Origin of the sequence: Acinetobacter sp. Gutcm_16, from assembly GCF_028649355.1 — a bacterium.
Taxonomy (GTDB): Bacteria; Pseudomonadota; Gammaproteobacteria; order Pseudomonadales; family Moraxellaceae; genus Acinetobacter; species Acinetobacter johnsonii.
Genome location: NZ_JAQSUV010000029.1, coordinates 101,681 through 118,194 on the forward strand (window position 1 = coordinate 101,681; position 16,514 = coordinate 118,194).

The following is a 16,514-nucleotide window of genomic DNA, read 5'->3' on the forward strand; positions in this document are numbered from 1 at the left end:
AGACTCGAACTCGCGACCCCAACCTTGGCAAGGTTGTGCTCTACCAACTGAGCTATTCCCGCATAGCGCTGTATGATACAGCAAGCAAGTTCAGGGTCAATAGCTTTATGAAAAAGCTGAGTTTAATTGCATAAAATAAAGACAGTTTTAGACTGCGTATTGAGCTTTTTTAACTTTTGTTCACGAAACGCTGTGCCTCATGTTAGTGAAAAGAGTTTTACGCATTCAACATCCCGAAGGAACAGGTATACTTTGAACGAATCATCATTTTGGAGACAGGTATGAGCTTGGAGCAGCAATTGATTGAACGCTTACAACAGCTTTCCCCATCACATTTAGAAGTCGTGAATGAATCTTCTGGTCATGGCGGCTATTTCCCAGGGAAAGAATCACATTTTAAAGTAATCGTGGTGAGTGATATTTTTGCGGGATTACGTTTAGTTCAGCGCCATCAAAAAATTTATGCGGTAGCAGGAGACTTACTCAGTCCAGGTAAAATTCATGCTTTAGCTATTCATGCCTTTCTACCTGAAGAATGGCAAGGACAAGACACTTCTAGTCCAAATTGCGCACATGCCCCGAAAAGCTAAGCAGAGATTCAGTTATGGAAACACAATTATTGATTAAGATCGTGCATATGAGTGCGGTCAGCTTGGCATGTGTCGTGATTTTGGCGCGTGCCATGACGCTATTTAAAGGCGTTCAAGGCAATCAGCCCAATCCAGCGGGTCGAACAGCTTTTGTAGCCCTTCAGCACTTAAGTATGCTGGTGATTGTACTGACTGGAATTGCACTTTTGGTCATGAAAAACTTTGATGTGCAAACATGGTTTTATGCCAAAGTGGTTTTATTTTTAGTGATCTTGTCCTCTTTGTCGAAAGCTTATAAAAAAGAAGACAGCATTTTACTTGCACAGCGTCGAGCGGGCTTATTCTTGGCGGTGGTTGCGATGATATCCATTTTAGGTTTAGTTATGATTAAACCAAACTTTGGCTAATTGTTAGACATAATTATCGGCACAGCGATTGTTCTGCGCTACACTGCTATCTATAGCGGAAAAATAACAAGAGGGAGGGGATTTCATGCATACACGTGTGGTATTTAATCAAAAAGGTGGTGTCGGCAAATCCAGTATTGCAGTGAATTTGGCAGCAATAAGTGCACATCAAGGTTTAAAAACCTTACTGATTGATCTCGATCCGCAAGCGAATTCGAGTCAGTATGTGCTGGGCGATGACGCAACGTATTCGGCAGACAAGCCAGCTTTAGAACCCAATATTGAAAACTATTTTGAAGAAGTGCTTGGAACGGCTCAAAATAAAAGTCTATTGGGCAGTGCCATTGGTTCGATCCTCAAAGGACGAGCTAAAGGCTTAGAAAGTTATGTACACCAATCCCCTTTTAAAAATTTGGATGTGATTCCAGCCAGCCCAAGCCTGGGAGCATTGGCTTATGCGTTAGAGTCAAAACATAAAATTTATAAACTGCGCGATGCGTTACAACAGCTTGCTGGAAAATATGATCGTGTTTATATCGATACACCGCCAGCCTTTAACTTCTTTACTTTGTCGGCGTTGATTGCAGCCAATAAAGTCCTGATTCCGTTTGATTGTGATGTCTTTTCTAAACGCGCACTGCAAACTTTGATCGAAAATGTGCTCGAAACTCAAGATGATCATAATGATCATTTGGAAATTGAAGGCATTGTGGTGAATCAGTTCCAAGCGCAGGCCAAACTGCCGCGTGAAGTGGTGCAACAGCTGAAGGATGAAGGTCTTCCTGTACTAGAAAGTATGTTGCCCCCATCGGTGTTGATGAAAGAATCGCACCACAAAAATTTACCCTTAATTCATTTAGCACACGATCATAAATTGACGCAGGCCTATCAATCATTGTTCAATGAGATTGAGAATAATAAACTGCGAGATTCAGCATGAAAAATATCACAATTGCTTTTTTAGTGGGCAGTACGCTGTTATTGAGCGCCTGTGCCACAACGGTTAAACCAACTTATGTCTCTCCTACACAGTATCAAGCTTTGAACTGCCAACAGTTACAAGCGGAATATAATAGGATTCAGCAACATTTAGATGAAGGTGTACCCACTGCGAAACGCACTGGTATGGGAGTCGATGTAGGGCTGGGCGGTGGTTGGAGTCATGGTGGTGGTTGGGGCTTTGGTCCAAGCGTTTCACTCAATATGGGACAATCATCGAACACCAAAAAAACTGAAATTTCACGACTTTTGGGTCAGCAAGAGGCGATTGTACAAGCTGCAAAATTCAAAGGCTGTGCGATTACTGTGCAAAATAAGACGAATTAATGCCGCATTTATTCATTCTGCTGAAGGGTTCAACCTTTCAGCAGTCATTAAAATCTTAGCAAAATGTTTCGAAAATAATTTCAATAAAACAATGGACTATCGTTTTAATACGCACTTTTTTACCTCATGGGTTCTGTGTTTTTTCCCGCTTTGACTTGAGGAAACCGCTCTTTTTCGGCTAAATTGCGCATCTTTAATGCTGTTGTTGGATGTCTATGATTGAGAGTTGGCTGTTTGTATTGGCAATGATTGCTGTCTTGATGATTCCGGGACCAACCAATGCTTTACTCGCAAGCTCTGCACATCAGCAAGGTCTGGCGAAGACCAGCTTACTTGTACCCGCAGAACTGTTTGGGTATTTCTATGCCATCAATTTATGGGCACTCCTGATTCATCTCAGTACACCGACTTGGCCTTATCTGATAGACCTTTTACATGCACTGAGCGCAGTCTATGTGTTCTGGTTGGCTTTTCATTTGTGGAAAAGCTCGCACTTAGAAAAACATAATCAACGTTTTACCTCGATTCGACCTAAACAATTATTTTTTTCTACTTTGAAAAATCCGAAAGCGGTCTTATTTGCTGCGGGTATTTTTCCCTATGAAGCTTGGGATAATCCCACCAATTTCTTTTTGGTGTTTGCGGTGTTTAGTCTGGTGTTATTGCCAACGGCACTGTTCTGGATGTCTTTTGGCCGTGCCATTTTATCGGGCGAGTCCAAGCAAATAAAAGCCGATCTCTTATATAAAGGATCGGCCATGTTGTTGGTGGTGTGTATGTTTCCCGTGATTCTACGCTTTTTTGCTTAAGCTTCAGTGGTTGATTTTTTCTTTAATTTGGCACGAATAAAACCAATGATCCCCGGCAAGACACTAATAATAATAATGCCGAAAATCAGATGCGTGAAATTGTCTTTGACCACAGGCACATTACCAAAAATATAGCCTAAAGTAATGAATGAACCAATCCAGCAGAATGCGCCAATTAGGTTATAAGACAGGAAAAATTTGTAGTCCATTTTTCCTGCACCTGCTACAAAAGGTGCAAAAGTCCGCGCAAAAGGGATAAAACGCGCAAAAATAATAGTTTTACCACCATGTTTTTCAAAGAATTTTTGTGTATTAATCAGGTGTTGTTTATTGATGAAACGGGATTCGATTTCAAAAACGCGCGGTCCAATATAACGACCAATGTGATAATTCAGCGTATCGCCCAGTACAGCTGCGACAAAAAGTAAAACACCAAGAGTCCATGGATTCATTGCACCTGTGGATGCAGCTAAGGCACCTGCGGCAAACAATAAACTGTCGCCGGGTAGGAACGGCATGACCACCAAACCTGTTTCCACAAAGATGATGAGAAACAAAATTGCATAAATCCAAACCCCATAGTTGGTGATAAACTCAAGCAGATGGTCATCGACATGTAATATAAAATCAATCAGTTCCATGGGGCACAAATAAGCAAAAGAGTGCGGAAATCCTAGCAGTCTCGTTATCAGAAGTCAGTATTAAAACGTAAATAAATTTAGCTACTGGTGTTCTTATTTTGAAACGATGCGTGATGAAAATGCATATTTATTCTAAAAATAGAGAACATTAAGATAGCTACAACTTCAAATAAAACGTATTTAAAGGTGTAAAAATGTTTAATCCAAATGTTGTGGTCAAAAATATTGTCAATCAACCCAATACAGATGCAGTTTTAGCTTTAATTGCCCGTGTACTCATGGCTTATATTTTCCTTGTTGCAGGCTGGGGGAAAATTTCAGCTTATAGCGCAACTGTAGGGTATATGGAGTCTATGGGGGTTCCCGGAGCGCTATTACCTTTAACCATTTTAGTTGAGTTTGGTGGTGGCTTAGCGCTGTTATTTGGTTTTCAAGCCCGCTTTGCTGCGTTTGGCTTAGGTCTATTTAGTGTTATTACCGCGTTTATTTTTCACGATGGCGCGCAAGACAGCATTAATTTTATGAAAAATTTTGCCATGGCAGGTGGTCTATTTTTGCTAATGCTGCATGGTGCAGGAAAAATGAGTCTAGATCATCTGATTGAAAAATAATTCAAAATGAAAAGCAGCATTCACGATGCTGCTTTTCATTTTACAAAAAAGTACGGTGTGGACGTCCATTTTTGTTTTGATCAAGATCAATAAAACATGAGGAAAATAAGATGAAAAATCTTTTTAAAATAGGGTTATGTATTACAAGTTTAAGTCTTGCCGCAGGTGCATGGGCCAAGGATGACCATATCATTTTACAAGCAGCAGCAAAGAATCATGTCTCTGTGTCAGCCATTTCAAAGCTCAAAGATGAAACGGCGGTCACTTTAAAAGGGACACTGCTGAAACATCTCAATGAAGACCACTACGAGTTTAGCGATGGTACAGGAGTTATTTTGCTGGATATTGATGACGATTTATGGAAAGCATCCAATATTAAAGCAGGCGATAAGGTGCAGGTTGTGGGCGAGGTGGATACACATCGTTATAAACCGACCGATATTGAAGTCGTAAAAATAGAAAAAGTTTTGAAATAAACATCAGGCACGCGAAAGCGTGCTTTTTGGTATAAAAACCATTGGGTTTTAAGCGTTGTATAAAGCTTGTCCGAATTATGTGCGTTATGCGCGGAAAAATGCTAGAATACGGCGCTTATATTCGTTTGCCTTTCATAGTTGTTTGTCATGACTACCAATACTCAAATTACTGAAGATCGTATCCTTATTTTGGATTTCGGTTCTCAATATAGCCAGCTTATTGCACGCCGCGTACGTGAAGCTGGTGTATATTCTGAAATGTATGCCTATGACATGTCTGAAGAAGACATTCGTGCATTTAATCCAAACGGTATCATCTTATCAGGTGGTCCTGAGAGCGTACACGAAGAAGGCAGCCCACGTGCGCCAGAAGTTGTGTTCAACTTAGGTGTGCCAGTTTTGGGTATTTGCTATGGCTTACAAACCATGTCTGCACAGCTTGGCGGTAAAGTTGAGCCGGGTACTGTACATGAGTTCGGTTATGCCGAAGTAAACATCCAAGTTCGTGACAAGTTGATTGGTGATCTTGAAGACACCAAAGACCAACTTAAAGTCTGGATGAGTCATGGTGACAAAGTGACAGCGATTCCTGAAGGTTTCCAAATCACTGCGAGCACACCAAGCTGTCCAGTGGCGATGGTTTCTGATGAAACGCGTCGTTTTTACGGGATTCAGTTCCACCCAGAAGTAACGCACACTGCAAAAGGTGCAGAGTTATTATCTAACTTTGTACACAGCATTTGTGGCTGTCGTAGCCTGTGGAACTCTGAAAACATCATTGACTTACGCGTTGAACAATTACGTCAACAAATTGGCGATCAAAAAGTTCTTTTAGGTCTGTCTGGTGGAGTTGATTCATCAGTGGTTGCTGCGCTTTTACACCGTGCGATTGGCGATCAATTGACTTGTGTATTCGTTGATAATGGTCTGCTTCGTTTGAACGAAGGCGAACAAGTGATGGACATGTTTGCGAAAAACATGGGTATCCGTGTGATTCGTGCCGATGCTGAAGATCGTTTCTTGACTGCACTTGCTGGTGAGGTTGATCCTGAGAAGAAACGTAAAATCATTGGTCGTGAGTTCATTGAAGTTTTTGCTGAAGAAGCGCGTAAACTTGATGGCGTAAACTTCCTTGCTCAAGGGACAATTTATCCAGACGTGATTGAATCTGCTGCAACCAAAAATGGTAAAGCGCATGTGATTAAATCTCACCACAATGTGGGCGGTTTGCCAGATGACTTAGCTTTTGAATTGGTTGAGCCAATCCGTGATTTGTTTAAAGATGAAGTGCGTCGCTTAGGCACAACTTTAGGTTTACCGTTTGAAATGCTATATCGTCATCCATTCCCAGGTCCAGGTTTGGGCGTGCGTATTTTGGGTGAAGTGAAGAAAGAATATGCAGACATTTTACGTCTTGCAGATGACATCTTTATGCAAGAGCTTCGTGCAAGTGGTTGGTATGATAAAACTGCACAAGCCTTTGCTGTATTCCAACCTGTAAAATCTGTTGGCGTCGTCGGTGATGGCCGTCGTTATGCATGGGTGATTGCACTTCGTGCGGTTGAAACCGTTGACTTCATGACAGCACGTTTCGCACATCTTCCTTATGATCTTGTAGATAAAATTTCGACACGTATCATGAACGAAATTAAAGATGTTTCTCGTGTTGTTTATGACGTATCGTCTAAGCCACCAGCAACGATTGAGTGGGAATAATTTTCTAACGAAAATTATGTTAAAAAAAGAGCGCTTAGGCGCTCTTTTTTATTTTATACTGAATGAAAATTAGGATTCAAATTTGAGTTTTTATGTATACGCATTATGATTTAATGTTGCCTTTACTACGTATTATGCAATCACATGATGTGACATATAGTTTAAAAGAGGCTTATGAAGCATTACTGCAAGAGTTAAAATGTCCAGAAGAAGAACGTAATGAAACGATGGAAGATGGGAGAAACATCATCTTTTATCGTTTACAATGGGCGAAAACTTATTTAAAGAAAGCAGGATTAATAGATTATTCTAAAAGAGCACATTTTAATTTATCGAATGTGGGAAGAGATTTAGATTTAAGAAAAGTTGAAAAAATAGATAAGAAATATTTATCCAGATTTGATAGTTTTAATGAGTTTAGAAAAATAAATTCAAAAAATGAAAAAGTGCAAAAAATTGAAAATACACAAAAAGATAGTTCAGATTCTGAGGAATTAACACCTCCTGAGATTATTTACCAGCAATCAAAAATATTAAATAATGATTTGAAAGATGAGCTATTAAATTTAATTAAAAACAATTCCTCATCATTTTTTGAAAGACTGGTTGTCGATTTACTCGTTGCTATGGGGTATGGAGGATCGCATCAAGATGCCGCTCAAGCGATTGGCAAAACTAGTGATGGTGGTATCGATGGAATTATTAGTGAAGACCGTTTAGGTTTAGACAAAATTTATATTCAGGCTAAACGCTGGGAAAATACAGTGGGTCGGCCTGAGATACAGCAATTTAAAGGCGCACTAGCAGATCAAGTAGCTAAGAAAGGTGTCTTTATTACAACTTCCAATTTTAGTAAAGAGGCGATGGAATCGGCTAAAAAATCAGGCATTGTTTTAATTGATGGTAATAAATTAACAGCTCTCATGATTGAATTTGGTTTAGGTGTTCAAGTGGAGCGTAGTTTCCATATCTATAAAATCGACCAAGATCGTTTTGATGAAGAAAACTTCTGATTTTTCCTAAGTCATTGCTTTCCATCGCCTCTAAAACACTTTAGCAGAGCTAAAACATACCTTAGAAAGATGTAACAACATTTTTACATCCACTCATTGCCTGGTAGTTAGGTTTTGAAAACACAAGATATTGTCCCAAGTTTAAGAATCAGCATTCTATTTTTAGGGATGTGCAGTTGGGAATCTGCTTGTTATGATCTAGGACATATGGATCTGTAATGAGTAAGCACATGACGAATAATAACTATACTGAACTTTCACATTCGGATGACTGTGAAAAATACGTAAATCAATTCATTCAAGAGTTTCCACTGAGAAGTGCTGAAATCGGCCAAGGGACGGTCATCAAACGCGCGCTGCCAAGTCGCCATAAACGAATGATTGGTGCATGGTGTTTCTTAGATCATGCAGGCCCTGTAACCTTCCCTCAAGGGGACGGTTTAGATGTTGGCCCACATCCACATATCGGTTTGCAAACCTTTACATGGATGATTGAAGGCACCATGATGCATACCGACAGTTTGGGCAGCAAACAGCTGATTCGTCCAAAACAGGTCAATTTAATGACCGCAGGACACGGGATTTCCCATACGGAAGTCGCACCAGATACAGAAACCAAAATGCATGCAGCACAATTGTGGATTGCATTGCCCGATGCAGAAATTGCTGTTGAACCATGTTTCGATCACTATCCAGAACTGCCAGTGGTGGAAAAAGATGGGGTGGAGTTTACTGTTTTGGTTGGAGAGTTTTTAAATACCACTTCACCTGTGAGCGTTTATACCGAGCTATTAGGAGTGGACTTAAGCGCAACAGAAAGCACAAAAACCCGTTTAACACTCAATCCAAACTTTGAATATGGCTTTATGGCTTTAGAAGGAACGGCTACGGTCAATGGGCATGAACTGACAGAAGACAATATGGTGGTACTCGAGCAGGGTGTTAGTGCGATTGAAATTGAAATTCATGCTGGCAGCCGCTTGTTACTGTTAGGTGGTGAACCGTTTGAAAGTCCAATTTTACTGTGGTGGAATTTTGTGGGTCGTACTCAAGAAGAATTGAAAATTGCGCGTGATCAGTGGATTGCGCAAGATGAACGTTTTGGTTCAATTCCTGACTATGAAGGGCCACGACTGGAAGCACCGGCATTTCCAGACCAAATGCGTGCTTCAAAATAAAAGGAATACTGCGAAAAGTCGTTTAATAATAGAATAGGTGGATAGTTTAAATACTTGAAATCTATTCAAAATAATATCAATGAAAAATAGGATAATAAAAAAATGGCAATAATTGCGAATGCAGAAGTCAAAACATGCGTCGAAGCATGGTCTGGTGAAGTAAGTACTGGACGACATCAATTCATTACCGATAAACCAGCGTCTTTTGGCGGTCATGACAAAGGCCCAGCACCTTATGATTTTATTTGTACAGGTTTGATTTCCTGCACCATGATTACCCTACGGATGTATGCACAGCACAAAGGTATTGAGTGGGGGGCTTTTAGTGTCGAAGCAGATTTTAATGCCAATAAAGAAGGCCGAGAATGGATTAGTCGTCGTTTGTCGTTTGAGCAAACATTGACAGAAGAAGCACGCCAAAAAATCTTAGACATCTGTCAAAAAACACCAGTCACTAAAACTTTATTACGTTCCGTCGAGATTGAAACCTCAATTGTTTAACTCGCTTGACGGTTTTTTATAGGCGGTAAAGGATTTTGCGCGACTGGATATTCATGTGTATCGACAGGTGCAAAATCCAAATTTTAGCGTAAAGTGAGTGCTAGATTTCAATTAAAAGAAAAGGTAAAACAATGATCACCCTGCACCATTTGGAACATTCACGCTCTTTACGCATTTTATGGGCTTTGGAAGAGTTAGGGCTGGAGTATGAGGTGAAGTTTTATAAACGCCTACCGACCTATGCTGCACCACCTGAGTTAAAAAACATTCATCCCTTAGGTAAAGCACCCGTTTTGACCGATGGTGATTTGGTCATAGCAGAATCTGCGGTGATTTTAGAATACTTGCAAGCCACCTACGATACGGAGCACAAGTTTAAACCGAAAAATCCAAAGGACTTAATGCAATACAACTACTGGATGCATTATGCCGAAGGCTCTTTGATGCCATATTTGGTTATGACCTTGGTGATGAGTAATGTACCCAAGCATGTTCCCTTTCTAATTAAACCGCTTGCCAATAAAATTTGTGATGGGGTGAAAGGCGGTTTTATTAATCCACGCTTGAAAGAGCACAGTGCATATTTGGAAGATTATTTATCTCAACATGACTATTTTGCAGGTGATTTTTCCTTTGCTGATATTCAAATGAGCTTTCCTGTGGTGGCGATGCAAGAGCGGGTAAAAGCCCATAACCCTCAAATGGTGGCTTATGCACAGCGTATTCAGCAGCGCCCAGCATTTAAAAAAGCCAAAGAGCTCAGTGGGTTCTAATGGGTGGTGATGGTTTGAACTTGATTTTCTTACCCGGTGCATCGGGCAATACGGCATTTTGGCAACCTGTCATACAGTGTCTTCCTCAGGACTATTCAACCATGGTCGTCGCTTATCCGAGCTTTGGTGGCTATCCTGATGATGTGGATATACAGAGTTTTGAGGGCTTACAAGACGATGTATTGAATCAAATCCAACAGCCTTCTGTGGTCGTTGCACAATCGATGGGCGGCATTTTTGCAGTACAAGCTGCCTTACAAAAGCCTGAGCAGGTGCAGGCTTTGGTACTCGTGGCAACCTCAGGTGGCATTGATTTAAGTTCTTTTCAGGTGGCAGATTGGAGAGAGGATTATCAACAGAGCTTTACGGTTCCTGATTGGTTTGTTCAGCATCAGTCTGATTTGACAGACAGTCTGGAGCGTATCCAGTGTCCAGTTTTGTTGATTTGGGGCGATGCAGATCCGATTAGTCCTGTTGCGGTGGGGCAGTCCTTACACCGTCAAATACCACATGCAGAATTGCACATCGTGTCACAGGGACAACATGATTTGGCTTATGTGCATGCAGAGCATGTTGCGCAATTGATTCAAAATTTTCTCGTCAAACTCAGAGTATAAAAAAGGATGCCGAGGCATCCTTTTTTATTTTAGCGTTTGACCACAATTGAATCAATGCCGCTATGTTGTAGGGTTTGCTGTGCAATCACCGCGGCTTCTTGCGAGTCATATGGCCCTGAAATCACACGATACCATGTTTGGCCGCCTTCAACGGTTTTGACGACATCGGCAGAGAGACCATTTAAGATAATTTCTGCACGACGTGCATCGGCACTGTCAGGGTCAGGGTAACTGCGGACTTGCAATATAAAACTTGGCGCTTGCGGTGTCGGTGCTGCTTCGGTTAAACCCGGTTCAGCAGGGGTGATTTCTTCGGCAGCAGGTGCTTCAACAATCACCACAGTGCTTGGATTATCTTTGGTTTCAGGAATGGCTTGATCAGGAATTGGCGTCACTTGCTGCTGTGGCAGTAGGTCATAGAAACGGTAGTCTTTATTGGTTTCTTCTTGATAATGTTCCGAAGTGATTTGACCTTTCGGTTTCACTGGTGCCCAAGGCTTCCACAGTAACAGTGCTACAGCAAAACAGAGCACGATTAAAATGACCACAAGTGTACCGAGCCAAGCTGGAATCAGTGGCTTTTTGGGTTTGTTCGGTCTTTCAGATACACCGCGCTGCGTTTTTCCAAACACGTGGAAACCTCTTTTCTTCTAATCAATATGAGGGACTGGCCCATTCTTTTCTTTATTTTAATACTTGGCCTCAATGGATTCAAAGAGGCATCATCGTAAAATAAAGAATCGCTTTGCAAAATTCAAGTTTCACAAAGCGAGCAATACATCAGGGTTGATATGGCTACTTCGGGCAAAGCCCTTCATCTTGCGACGATGTGCAAAGCGTTGCTTTTTACATCGTTACCTCAAGCATAGCTTTCGGTCTTGCAGCCATGTGTGAAGCTTTGCTTCACTTATTACATGGCTTCAGGTGCAGACACACCTAGTAACTCTAAACCATTACGCAAAACTTGTTGTACGTTTATTGAAAGTAATAAACGGGCTTGCGAAAGGGCAATATTCTGTTCGTCGATAATTCTTGTATTATCCAAGTTATACCAACCATGGAATAATGCTGCGAGTTCTTTCAAATAGTTACCCACTTGGTGTGGTTCATAGCTATTTGCAGCACGAAGCACAATTTCAGGATAGGCCGCAAGTTTGGCAAGAATTTCAGTTTCAGCATCAAGAGTTAATAAGGTCGCATCGTAATCAGCTGCTTTGCTACGATCAAAAGGAATGCCTTTTTCAGGTGCTTTCACATCGATCATACGATTGACACGTGCATGTGCATATTGGATGTAGTACACCGCATTGTCTTTGCTTTGTGAAACCGCAAGGTCTAAGTCAAAGTCAATGTGTTGCTCAGACTTACGCATCACGTAGTAAAAACGTGCAGCATCGTTGCCCACTTCTTTACGCAGGTCACGTAAAGTCACGAACTGACCAGAACGAGATGACATTTGTACCATCTCACCACCACGCCATAGGCTGACGAACTGAACCAATAGAACGGTGAGTTTTTTCGAGTCATAACCCAAGGCATCAATCGCGGCTTTAACCCGTGAAATATAGCCATGGTGGTCTGAGCCCCAGATATCAATGATATCGGTATAGCCACGTTGTAATTTGTTCAGGTGATAAGCAATGTCAGAAGCAAAGTAAGTGGTTTGTCCATTACGACGCTTCACAACACGGTCTTTTTCATCGCCAAATTCAGTCGATTTGAACCAAATGTTGCCGTCTTTTTCGTATAAGAAACCACGTTGTTCTAAAGTTTCTAAAGCTTCATCAATTTTGTCTGTCAATGAGGCTTCGCTGAACCATTGGTTAAAGGTTACACCAAACTCGCCCAAGTCATCTTTGATGTCATCTAAGATCGCATTCAGCGCTGCTTGGTGGAATACGCGGTAAGCTTCACCGATTAAGCTTTGTGAATTATGGATTAAACCATCGATGTGCTTTTCTTTGTCGCCTGAAAGGACAACTTTATTGCCTTCAGCATCGAGTTCTTCTGCATATTGCACATCTTCAGGGACATCTTTATAGACGTCTGCCACAGGGCGGACGTAGGCATTGCCATCAGCATCAATAATACTTTGCGCGATTTCTTTAACATAATCGCCTTGATAGGCATTTTTAGGGAAAACCAGTTCTTGGCCTGTTAATTCGAGGTAGCGTAAATAGGTAGATGTTGCAAGGATGTCCATTTGACGGCCTGCATCATTCACATAATATTCACGGTCTACGGTTGCACCTGTTGCTTCAAGCAAGGTTGCAACGGTCATCCCATAGGCTGCGCCACGACCATGACCAACGTGCAAGCTAGACGTTGGGTTGGCAGAAACGAATTCCACTTGGATTTTTTTCGCAGCATTGGCTTGAGTGCGACCAAATTGCTTGCCTTGCGCTTGAATTTGATCAAGTACAGCAAAACGTTGGTCAGCATTTAAAAAGAAGTTAATAAAGCCAGGGCCTGCGATTTCTGCTTTGCTGATGTCCGCCACTTCAGGCAGTGCAGCAAGAATTTTTTCGGCTAAATCACGTGGCTTCATACCCGCAGCTTTAGAGGCAATCATCGCGATATTGGACGCGAAGTCACCGTGGCTTCGGTCTTTGGTACGCGTCAAATTACTGCTGTTGTTCCAGTCTGCTGGAAGGATACCTTCAGCTTGAAGGTTTTGCACTGCGTGCTCGAGAGCTGCTTGGATTGCCGTGTTCATATTCAGTCGAAAATTTGATGTCGCAGAAAAACGCTAAATATAGCAAATTTCCACGTCTTTAGGTGAATCCATTTTCATAGAATAAAAAATGTTCGAAAACTGCTAACGATTGCGCTGCAATAAACATGAAAAGCGCAGTATGATGAAAACTAAAACGCATACTTTTAAGGATAAAACGTGTCTGAACAGCGGCCCATGATCATTGGGAATATTCCCAAGTTACCAGCAAAATATGCCATGTTTATTTTGCCATTTTTTATCTCATTTTTTATGAGTGGCATTATCTCGATGATCAATCTTTGGCGCAATTTGGGCTGGGTGGACAATTTCCTACAGGTTTGGCTGTCCGCATGGATGATGTCTTGGGTGGTGGCCTATCCTGTAGTGCTCATTGTGCTACCGATTGTGCGCCGTTTGACCGGTGTGTTTGTTGATATGTCACATCTGAACCCACCCAAATAACCCTCATTTTAGCTATTTTCACGGCATGAGACAGGTTTGCTCAGGAGTTCCGCATTTTGGTTTTGAAAACGATACAGTTTGCCTGCATGAAAGAGCTTAATCACTTTAGTACTGGTAAGCTGTTGTTGAAAACGACTTAGGGTTTGGCGTTGAAATGGATCAAAGGGATTGCCGTAGTTTTTGTTGTCGAGTAAAAACTGAATCTGTCCTGCTTCTTTATCATAGCCATATAAGATACGTTTGCCTTGCACATCTTGAAGCTCAAATGTAGGCGGATGACTGCTGATTTTACAATTCAGACGTAGCGAGAGCACAAAGCCTTCGGTCGATTTGTTTTGTAGCTGATAAATCCCTTGTTTTTCATTCTCCAAATAGACCCATTGGTTTAACGGTAAATTTGCACTGAGTTGCTCATATTGCTCGATGGTGGCTTTACTGATATCGACAATGCCTTTGGGATCGATTTCAGGCAGTTTTTCGTTATGACCAAATAGCCCTGTAATTTTATCACTCACTGTAGTTTGCGCCGTAGAAATGGATTGGCATGCTGTCATTTGTGTGAGGTAAAGACATGTAAGGCTCAATAACATTACTTTTTTGATGATCATTTTTAATATAAAGAAGAAATAAAAGCGCTAGCTTAGCTTGAGCTTTATTTAAGTTCAAATTTTATCCATGCGCTATTTGACCGAAAAGACTGCCGCAAACTTGATTTTTGCGTTGCGTCGGTTTGATTTTTATTTTCAGACTAAATCGCTTTGATAATTGCATCACGCTTATAAATATCAAAAGATGCGCAAATGGCGCTAAGCTAGTAGCCGAATTAGATGCATAGATTCTCCCCATAGGTTCATCTAAATCTATGTATAACGAGATAGGTAATGACGACAGAATATTTAAAGACAAAACAACCCTTATACATCCCTTATGCGGGCAATACCTTACTTGAGTTGCCGCTGTTAAATAAAGGATCCGCATTTACGGAAGAAGAGCGTACTCGCTTCAACTTGCATGGTTTAATTCCGCATGTTGAAGAAAGCATTGAAGAACAAAGTCAGCGTTCTTATCAACAGTACTGTGCTTTTAATGATGCGATCAATAAGCACATTTACTTGCGTAACATTCAAGATACCAACGAAACCTTGTTCTATCACCTCATTGAAAACCATTTAAGTGAGATGATGCCGATCATCTATACCCCAACGGTGGGTGAGGCCTGTCAGCGTTTCTCGGATATCTATCGTCGCCATCGTGGCACATTTATTTCCTATCCAGACCGTGCGCATATTGATGACATCTTGCATAACATCAATAAGAAAAATGTCAAAGTTATTGTGATTACCGACGGCGAGCGTATTTTAGGCTTGGGTGACCAAGGCATTGGCGGAATGGGTATTCCGATTGGAAAATTGTCGCTATATACCGCGTGTGGGGGTATTAGCCCAGCTTATACGTTACCAATTACCCTCGATGTCGGTACCAATAATCAGCAGTTACTCAATGACCCGATTTATATGGGTTGGAATCAACCGCGCATCAGTGGTGATGAGTACTATGCTTTTGTTGATGAAGTGATTGCTGCGATCAAGCGTCGTTGGCCGAAAGCGTTGATTCAATTTGAAGACTTCGCGCAAAATAATGCCATGCCTTTATTGAATAAGTACCGTGATGAAATCTGTTGTTTTAATGATGATATTCAAGGTACCGCAGCCGTTTCTGTGGGCAGTTTGATTGCTGCATCACGTGCAGCAGGTAAACAGCTCAAAGATCAAACCGTTGCCTTCTTAGGTGCGGGTTCAGCAGGCTGTGGGATTGCTGAGCAAATTGTTGCGCAGATGAAAGTTGAAGGTTTAACTGATGCCGAAGCGCGTGCACGCGTGTATATGGTCGATCGTTTTGGTTTAATCACTGAAAATCAGCCAAATCTACTCGATTTCCAACGTAAATTGGCACAAAAACCAGAGGTGATAGCGCAATGGGGCAATGCTGAAGAAGTGATTTCACTGCTCGATGTCGTGAAAAATGCCAAACCTACCGTGTTGATTGGCGTATCAGGTCAGCCGGGCTTATTCACTGAAGAAGTGATTCGCACTTTGGCTTCGAACTGTGATCGTCCGATTGTATTGCCACTGTCTAACCCAACGTCGCGTGTTGAAGCAGTGCCAGCAGATATTATTCACTGGACGGACGGCAAGGCTTTGATTGCGACGGGCAGTCCTTTTGCTCCAGTCAACTATCAAGGCAAAATTTATAATATTTCGCAGTGCAATAACTCATATATCTTCCCAGGCATTGGGCTGGGCGTGATTGCGGCCAATGCAACTCGTGTCACAGACTCTATGCTGATTGCATCGAGTAATGCTTTGGCAGATTGCTCACCGATGTTGACTAACCCTACAGCAGATTTATTGCCTGAGATTGATGAAATTCAGAAAGTCTCTAAGTTGATAGCATTCAAAGTGGCCAAAGCAGCAATGGATGCAGGTGTAGCCCCGATTATTAGTGATGAGCAATTGCAACACGCGATTGAGAAAAACTTCTGGAAGCCAGAGTATCGTCACTATAAACGTGTTGCCTTCTAAAGCTGAAATGAGATCAAACAAAAAGGAGCATGATGCTCCTTTTTGTTTTTTGAGAGCTGCGTCTTCATTAACATTATTTTACTAGATTAAAAAAAA

The 16,514-nt window shown here is 41.5% G+C and carries 19 protein-coding genes; 15 read left to right on the forward strand and 4 right to left on the reverse strand.

Translation table 11 applies throughout. The features are described from left to right. The first annotated feature begins 281 nt into the window (after positions 1-281). The 5 genes from PTT44_RS07590 (at position 282) to PTT44_RS07610 (ending at position 3,132) form a co-directional block, all read left to right on the forward strand. Complete coding sequence (locus tag PTT44_RS07590) at positions 282-590, forward strand: BolA family protein (RefSeq protein WP_005401913.1); 309 nt, start codon at positions 282-284, stop codon at positions 588-590. A 14-nt stretch (positions 591-604) separates the two neighbouring features. Beyond that, positions 605-997, forward strand: a complete 393-nt coding sequence (locus PTT44_RS07595) for a SirB2 family protein (RefSeq protein WP_168159529.1) — start codon at positions 605-607, stop codon at positions 995-997. 85 nt (positions 998-1,082) lie between these two features. After that, positions 1,083-1,937 carry a ParA family protein gene (locus PTT44_RS07600; protein WP_104221872.1) on the forward strand — a complete coding sequence of 285 codons (855 nt, stop codon included), beginning with the start codon at positions 1,083-1,085 and terminating at the stop codon, positions 1,935-1,937. Continuing rightward, a complete protein-coding gene (locus PTT44_RS07605; RefSeq protein WP_168159528.1) occupies positions 1,934-2,323 on the forward strand; it encodes a hypothetical protein in 390 nt (129 codons plus the stop codon). Before PTT44_RS07600 ends, PTT44_RS07605 begins: the two co-directional genes overlap by 4 nt. A gap of 215 nt (positions 2,324-2,538) precedes the next feature. Continuing rightward, positions 2,539-3,132, forward strand: coding sequence for a LysE family translocator (locus PTT44_RS07610; protein WP_005401909.1), 594 nt, complete (start codon positions 2,539-2,541; stop codon positions 3,130-3,132). Here PTT44_RS07610 and PTT44_RS07615 read toward each other — a convergent pair. Further along, positions 3,129-3,773, reverse strand: coding sequence for a DedA family protein (locus tag PTT44_RS07615; RefSeq protein WP_168159527.1), 645 nt, complete (start codon positions 3,771-3,773; stop codon positions 3,129-3,131). The genes PTT44_RS07610 and PTT44_RS07615 overlap by 4 nt on opposite strands. Positions 3,774-3,967: 194 nt before the next feature. On the opposite strand from PTT44_RS07615, the gene PTT44_RS07620 reads away from it, so the two are divergent. From PTT44_RS07620 to PTT44_RS07655, 8 genes are all read left to right on the forward strand, one after another. Then, on the forward strand, positions 3,968-4,384 hold the full coding sequence (locus PTT44_RS07620) for a DoxX family protein (RefSeq protein WP_168159526.1): 417 nt from the start codon (positions 3,968-3,970) through the stop codon (positions 4,382-4,384). Positions 4,385-4,494: 110 nt separating this feature from the next. Then, positions 4,495-4,860 carry a NirD/YgiW/YdeI family stress tolerance protein gene (locus tag PTT44_RS07625; protein ID WP_168159525.1) on the forward strand — a complete coding sequence of 122 codons (366 nt, stop codon included), beginning with the start codon at positions 4,495-4,497 and terminating at the stop codon, positions 4,858-4,860. 147 nt (positions 4,861-5,007) lie between these two features. Beyond that, complete coding sequence (gene guaA, locus PTT44_RS07630; RefSeq protein WP_004983995.1) at positions 5,008-6,576, forward strand: glutamine-hydrolyzing GMP synthase; 1,569 nt, start codon at positions 5,008-5,010, stop codon at positions 6,574-6,576. Between the two features lie 92 nt (positions 6,577-6,668). Continuing rightward, a complete protein-coding gene (locus tag PTT44_RS07635; protein WP_168159524.1) occupies positions 6,669-7,589 on the forward strand; it encodes a restriction endonuclease in 921 nt (306 codons plus the stop codon). A gap of 230 nt (positions 7,590-7,819) precedes the next feature. Next, entirely contained in the window at positions 7,820-8,767 is a 948-nt protein-coding gene (locus PTT44_RS07640) for a pirin family protein (protein WP_168159523.1), read from the forward strand. 102 nt (positions 8,768-8,869) lie between these two features. Next, on the forward strand, positions 8,870-9,268 hold the full coding sequence (locus tag PTT44_RS07645) for an OsmC family protein (protein WP_168159522.1): 399 nt from the start codon (positions 8,870-8,872) through the stop codon (positions 9,266-9,268). Between the two features lie 131 nt (positions 9,269-9,399). Next, on the forward strand, positions 9,400-10,041 hold the full coding sequence (locus tag PTT44_RS07650) for a glutathione S-transferase family protein (RefSeq protein WP_168159521.1): 642 nt from the start codon (positions 9,400-9,402) through the stop codon (positions 10,039-10,041). 14 nt (positions 10,042-10,055) lie between these two features. Then, positions 10,056-10,658 (forward strand): alpha/beta fold hydrolase, encoded by a 603-nt coding sequence (locus PTT44_RS07655; RefSeq protein WP_168159586.1) that lies wholly within the window; start codon positions 10,056-10,058, stop codon positions 10,656-10,658. 29 nt (positions 10,659-10,687) lie between these two features. Here the strand turns inward: PTT44_RS07655 and PTT44_RS07660 are convergent, their stop codons facing one another. Both PTT44_RS07660 and argS read right to left on the reverse strand, forming a co-directional pair. Continuing rightward, positions 10,688-11,290 (reverse strand): SPOR domain-containing protein, encoded by a 603-nt coding sequence (locus PTT44_RS07660; RefSeq protein ID WP_168159520.1) that lies wholly within the window; start codon positions 11,288-11,290, stop codon positions 10,688-10,690. Between the two features lie 278 nt (positions 11,291-11,568). Then, positions 11,569-13,374, reverse strand: coding sequence for an arginine--tRNA ligase (gene argS / locus PTT44_RS07665; protein ID WP_168159519.1), 1,806 nt, complete (start codon positions 13,372-13,374; stop codon positions 11,569-11,571). Between the two features lie 177 nt (positions 13,375-13,551). On the opposite strand from argS, the gene PTT44_RS07670 reads away from it, so the two are divergent. Next, positions 13,552-13,836, forward strand: a complete 285-nt coding sequence (locus tag PTT44_RS07670; RefSeq protein ID WP_004684392.1) for a DUF2798 domain-containing protein — start codon at positions 13,552-13,554, stop codon at positions 13,834-13,836. 8 nt (positions 13,837-13,844) lie between these two features. Here PTT44_RS07670 and PTT44_RS07675 read toward each other — a convergent pair whose 3' ends face one another. Further along, positions 13,845-14,444, reverse strand: a complete 600-nt coding sequence (locus PTT44_RS07675; protein ID WP_168159518.1) for a hypothetical protein — start codon at positions 14,442-14,444, stop codon at positions 13,845-13,847. A gap of 273 nt (positions 14,445-14,717) precedes the next feature. On the opposite strand from PTT44_RS07675, the gene PTT44_RS07680 reads away from it, so the two are divergent. Then, a complete protein-coding gene (locus tag PTT44_RS07680; RefSeq protein WP_131229816.1) occupies positions 14,718-16,418 on the forward strand; it encodes an NAD-dependent malic enzyme in 1,701 nt (566 codons plus the stop codon). The last annotated feature ends 96 nt before the right edge of the window (positions 16,419-16,514 follow it).

Bases quoted from the DNA above. Each gene is read 5' to 3' on its own strand.
- PTT44_RS07590 (WP_005401913.1), top strand. From the start codon at position 282: ATGAGCTTGGAGCAGCAATTGATTGAACGCTTACAACAGCTTTCCCCA.
- PTT44_RS07595 (WP_168159529.1), top strand. From the start codon at position 605: ATGGAAACACAATTATTGATTAAGATCGTGCATATGAGTGCGGTCAGC.
- PTT44_RS07600 (WP_104221872.1), top strand. From the start codon at position 1,083: ATGCATACACGTGTGGTATTTAATCAAAAAGGTGGTGTCGGCAAATCC.
- PTT44_RS07605 (WP_168159528.1), top strand. From the start codon at position 1,934: ATGAAAAATATCACAATTGCTTTTTTAGTGGGCAGTACGCTGTTATTG.
- PTT44_RS07610 (WP_005401909.1), top strand. From the start codon at position 2,539: ATGATTGAGAGTTGGCTGTTTGTATTGGCAATGATTGCTGTCTTGATG.
- PTT44_RS07615 (WP_168159527.1), bottom strand. From the start codon at position 3,773: ATGGAACTGATTGATTTTATATTACATGTCGATGACCATCTGCTTGAG.
- PTT44_RS07620 (WP_168159526.1), top strand. From the start codon at position 3,968: ATGTTTAATCCAAATGTTGTGGTCAAAAATATTGTCAATCAACCCAAT.
- PTT44_RS07625 (WP_168159525.1), top strand. From the start codon at position 4,495: ATGAAAAATCTTTTTAAAATAGGGTTATGTATTACAAGTTTAAGTCTT.
- guaA (WP_004983995.1), top strand. From the start codon at position 5,008: ATGACTACCAATACTCAAATTACTGAAGATCGTATCCTTATTTTGGAT.
- PTT44_RS07635 (WP_168159524.1), top strand. From the start codon at position 6,669: ATGTATACGCATTATGATTTAATGTTGCCTTTACTACGTATTATGCAA.
- PTT44_RS07640 (WP_168159523.1), top strand. From the start codon at position 7,820: ATGACGAATAATAACTATACTGAACTTTCACATTCGGATGACTGTGAA.
- PTT44_RS07645 (WP_168159522.1), top strand. From the start codon at position 8,870: ATGGCAATAATTGCGAATGCAGAAGTCAAAACATGCGTCGAAGCATGG.
- PTT44_RS07650 (WP_168159521.1), top strand. From the start codon at position 9,400: ATGATCACCCTGCACCATTTGGAACATTCACGCTCTTTACGCATTTTA.
- argS (WP_168159519.1), bottom strand. From the start codon at position 13,374: ATGAACACGGCAATCCAAGCAGCTCTCGAGCACGCAGTGCAAAACCTT.
- PTT44_RS07675 (WP_168159518.1), bottom strand. From the start codon at position 14,444: ATGATCATCAAAAAAGTAATGTTATTGAGCCTTACATGTCTTTACCTC.
- PTT44_RS07680 (WP_131229816.1), top strand. From the start codon at position 14,718: ATGACGACAGAATATTTAAAGACAAAACAACCCTTATACATCCCTTAT.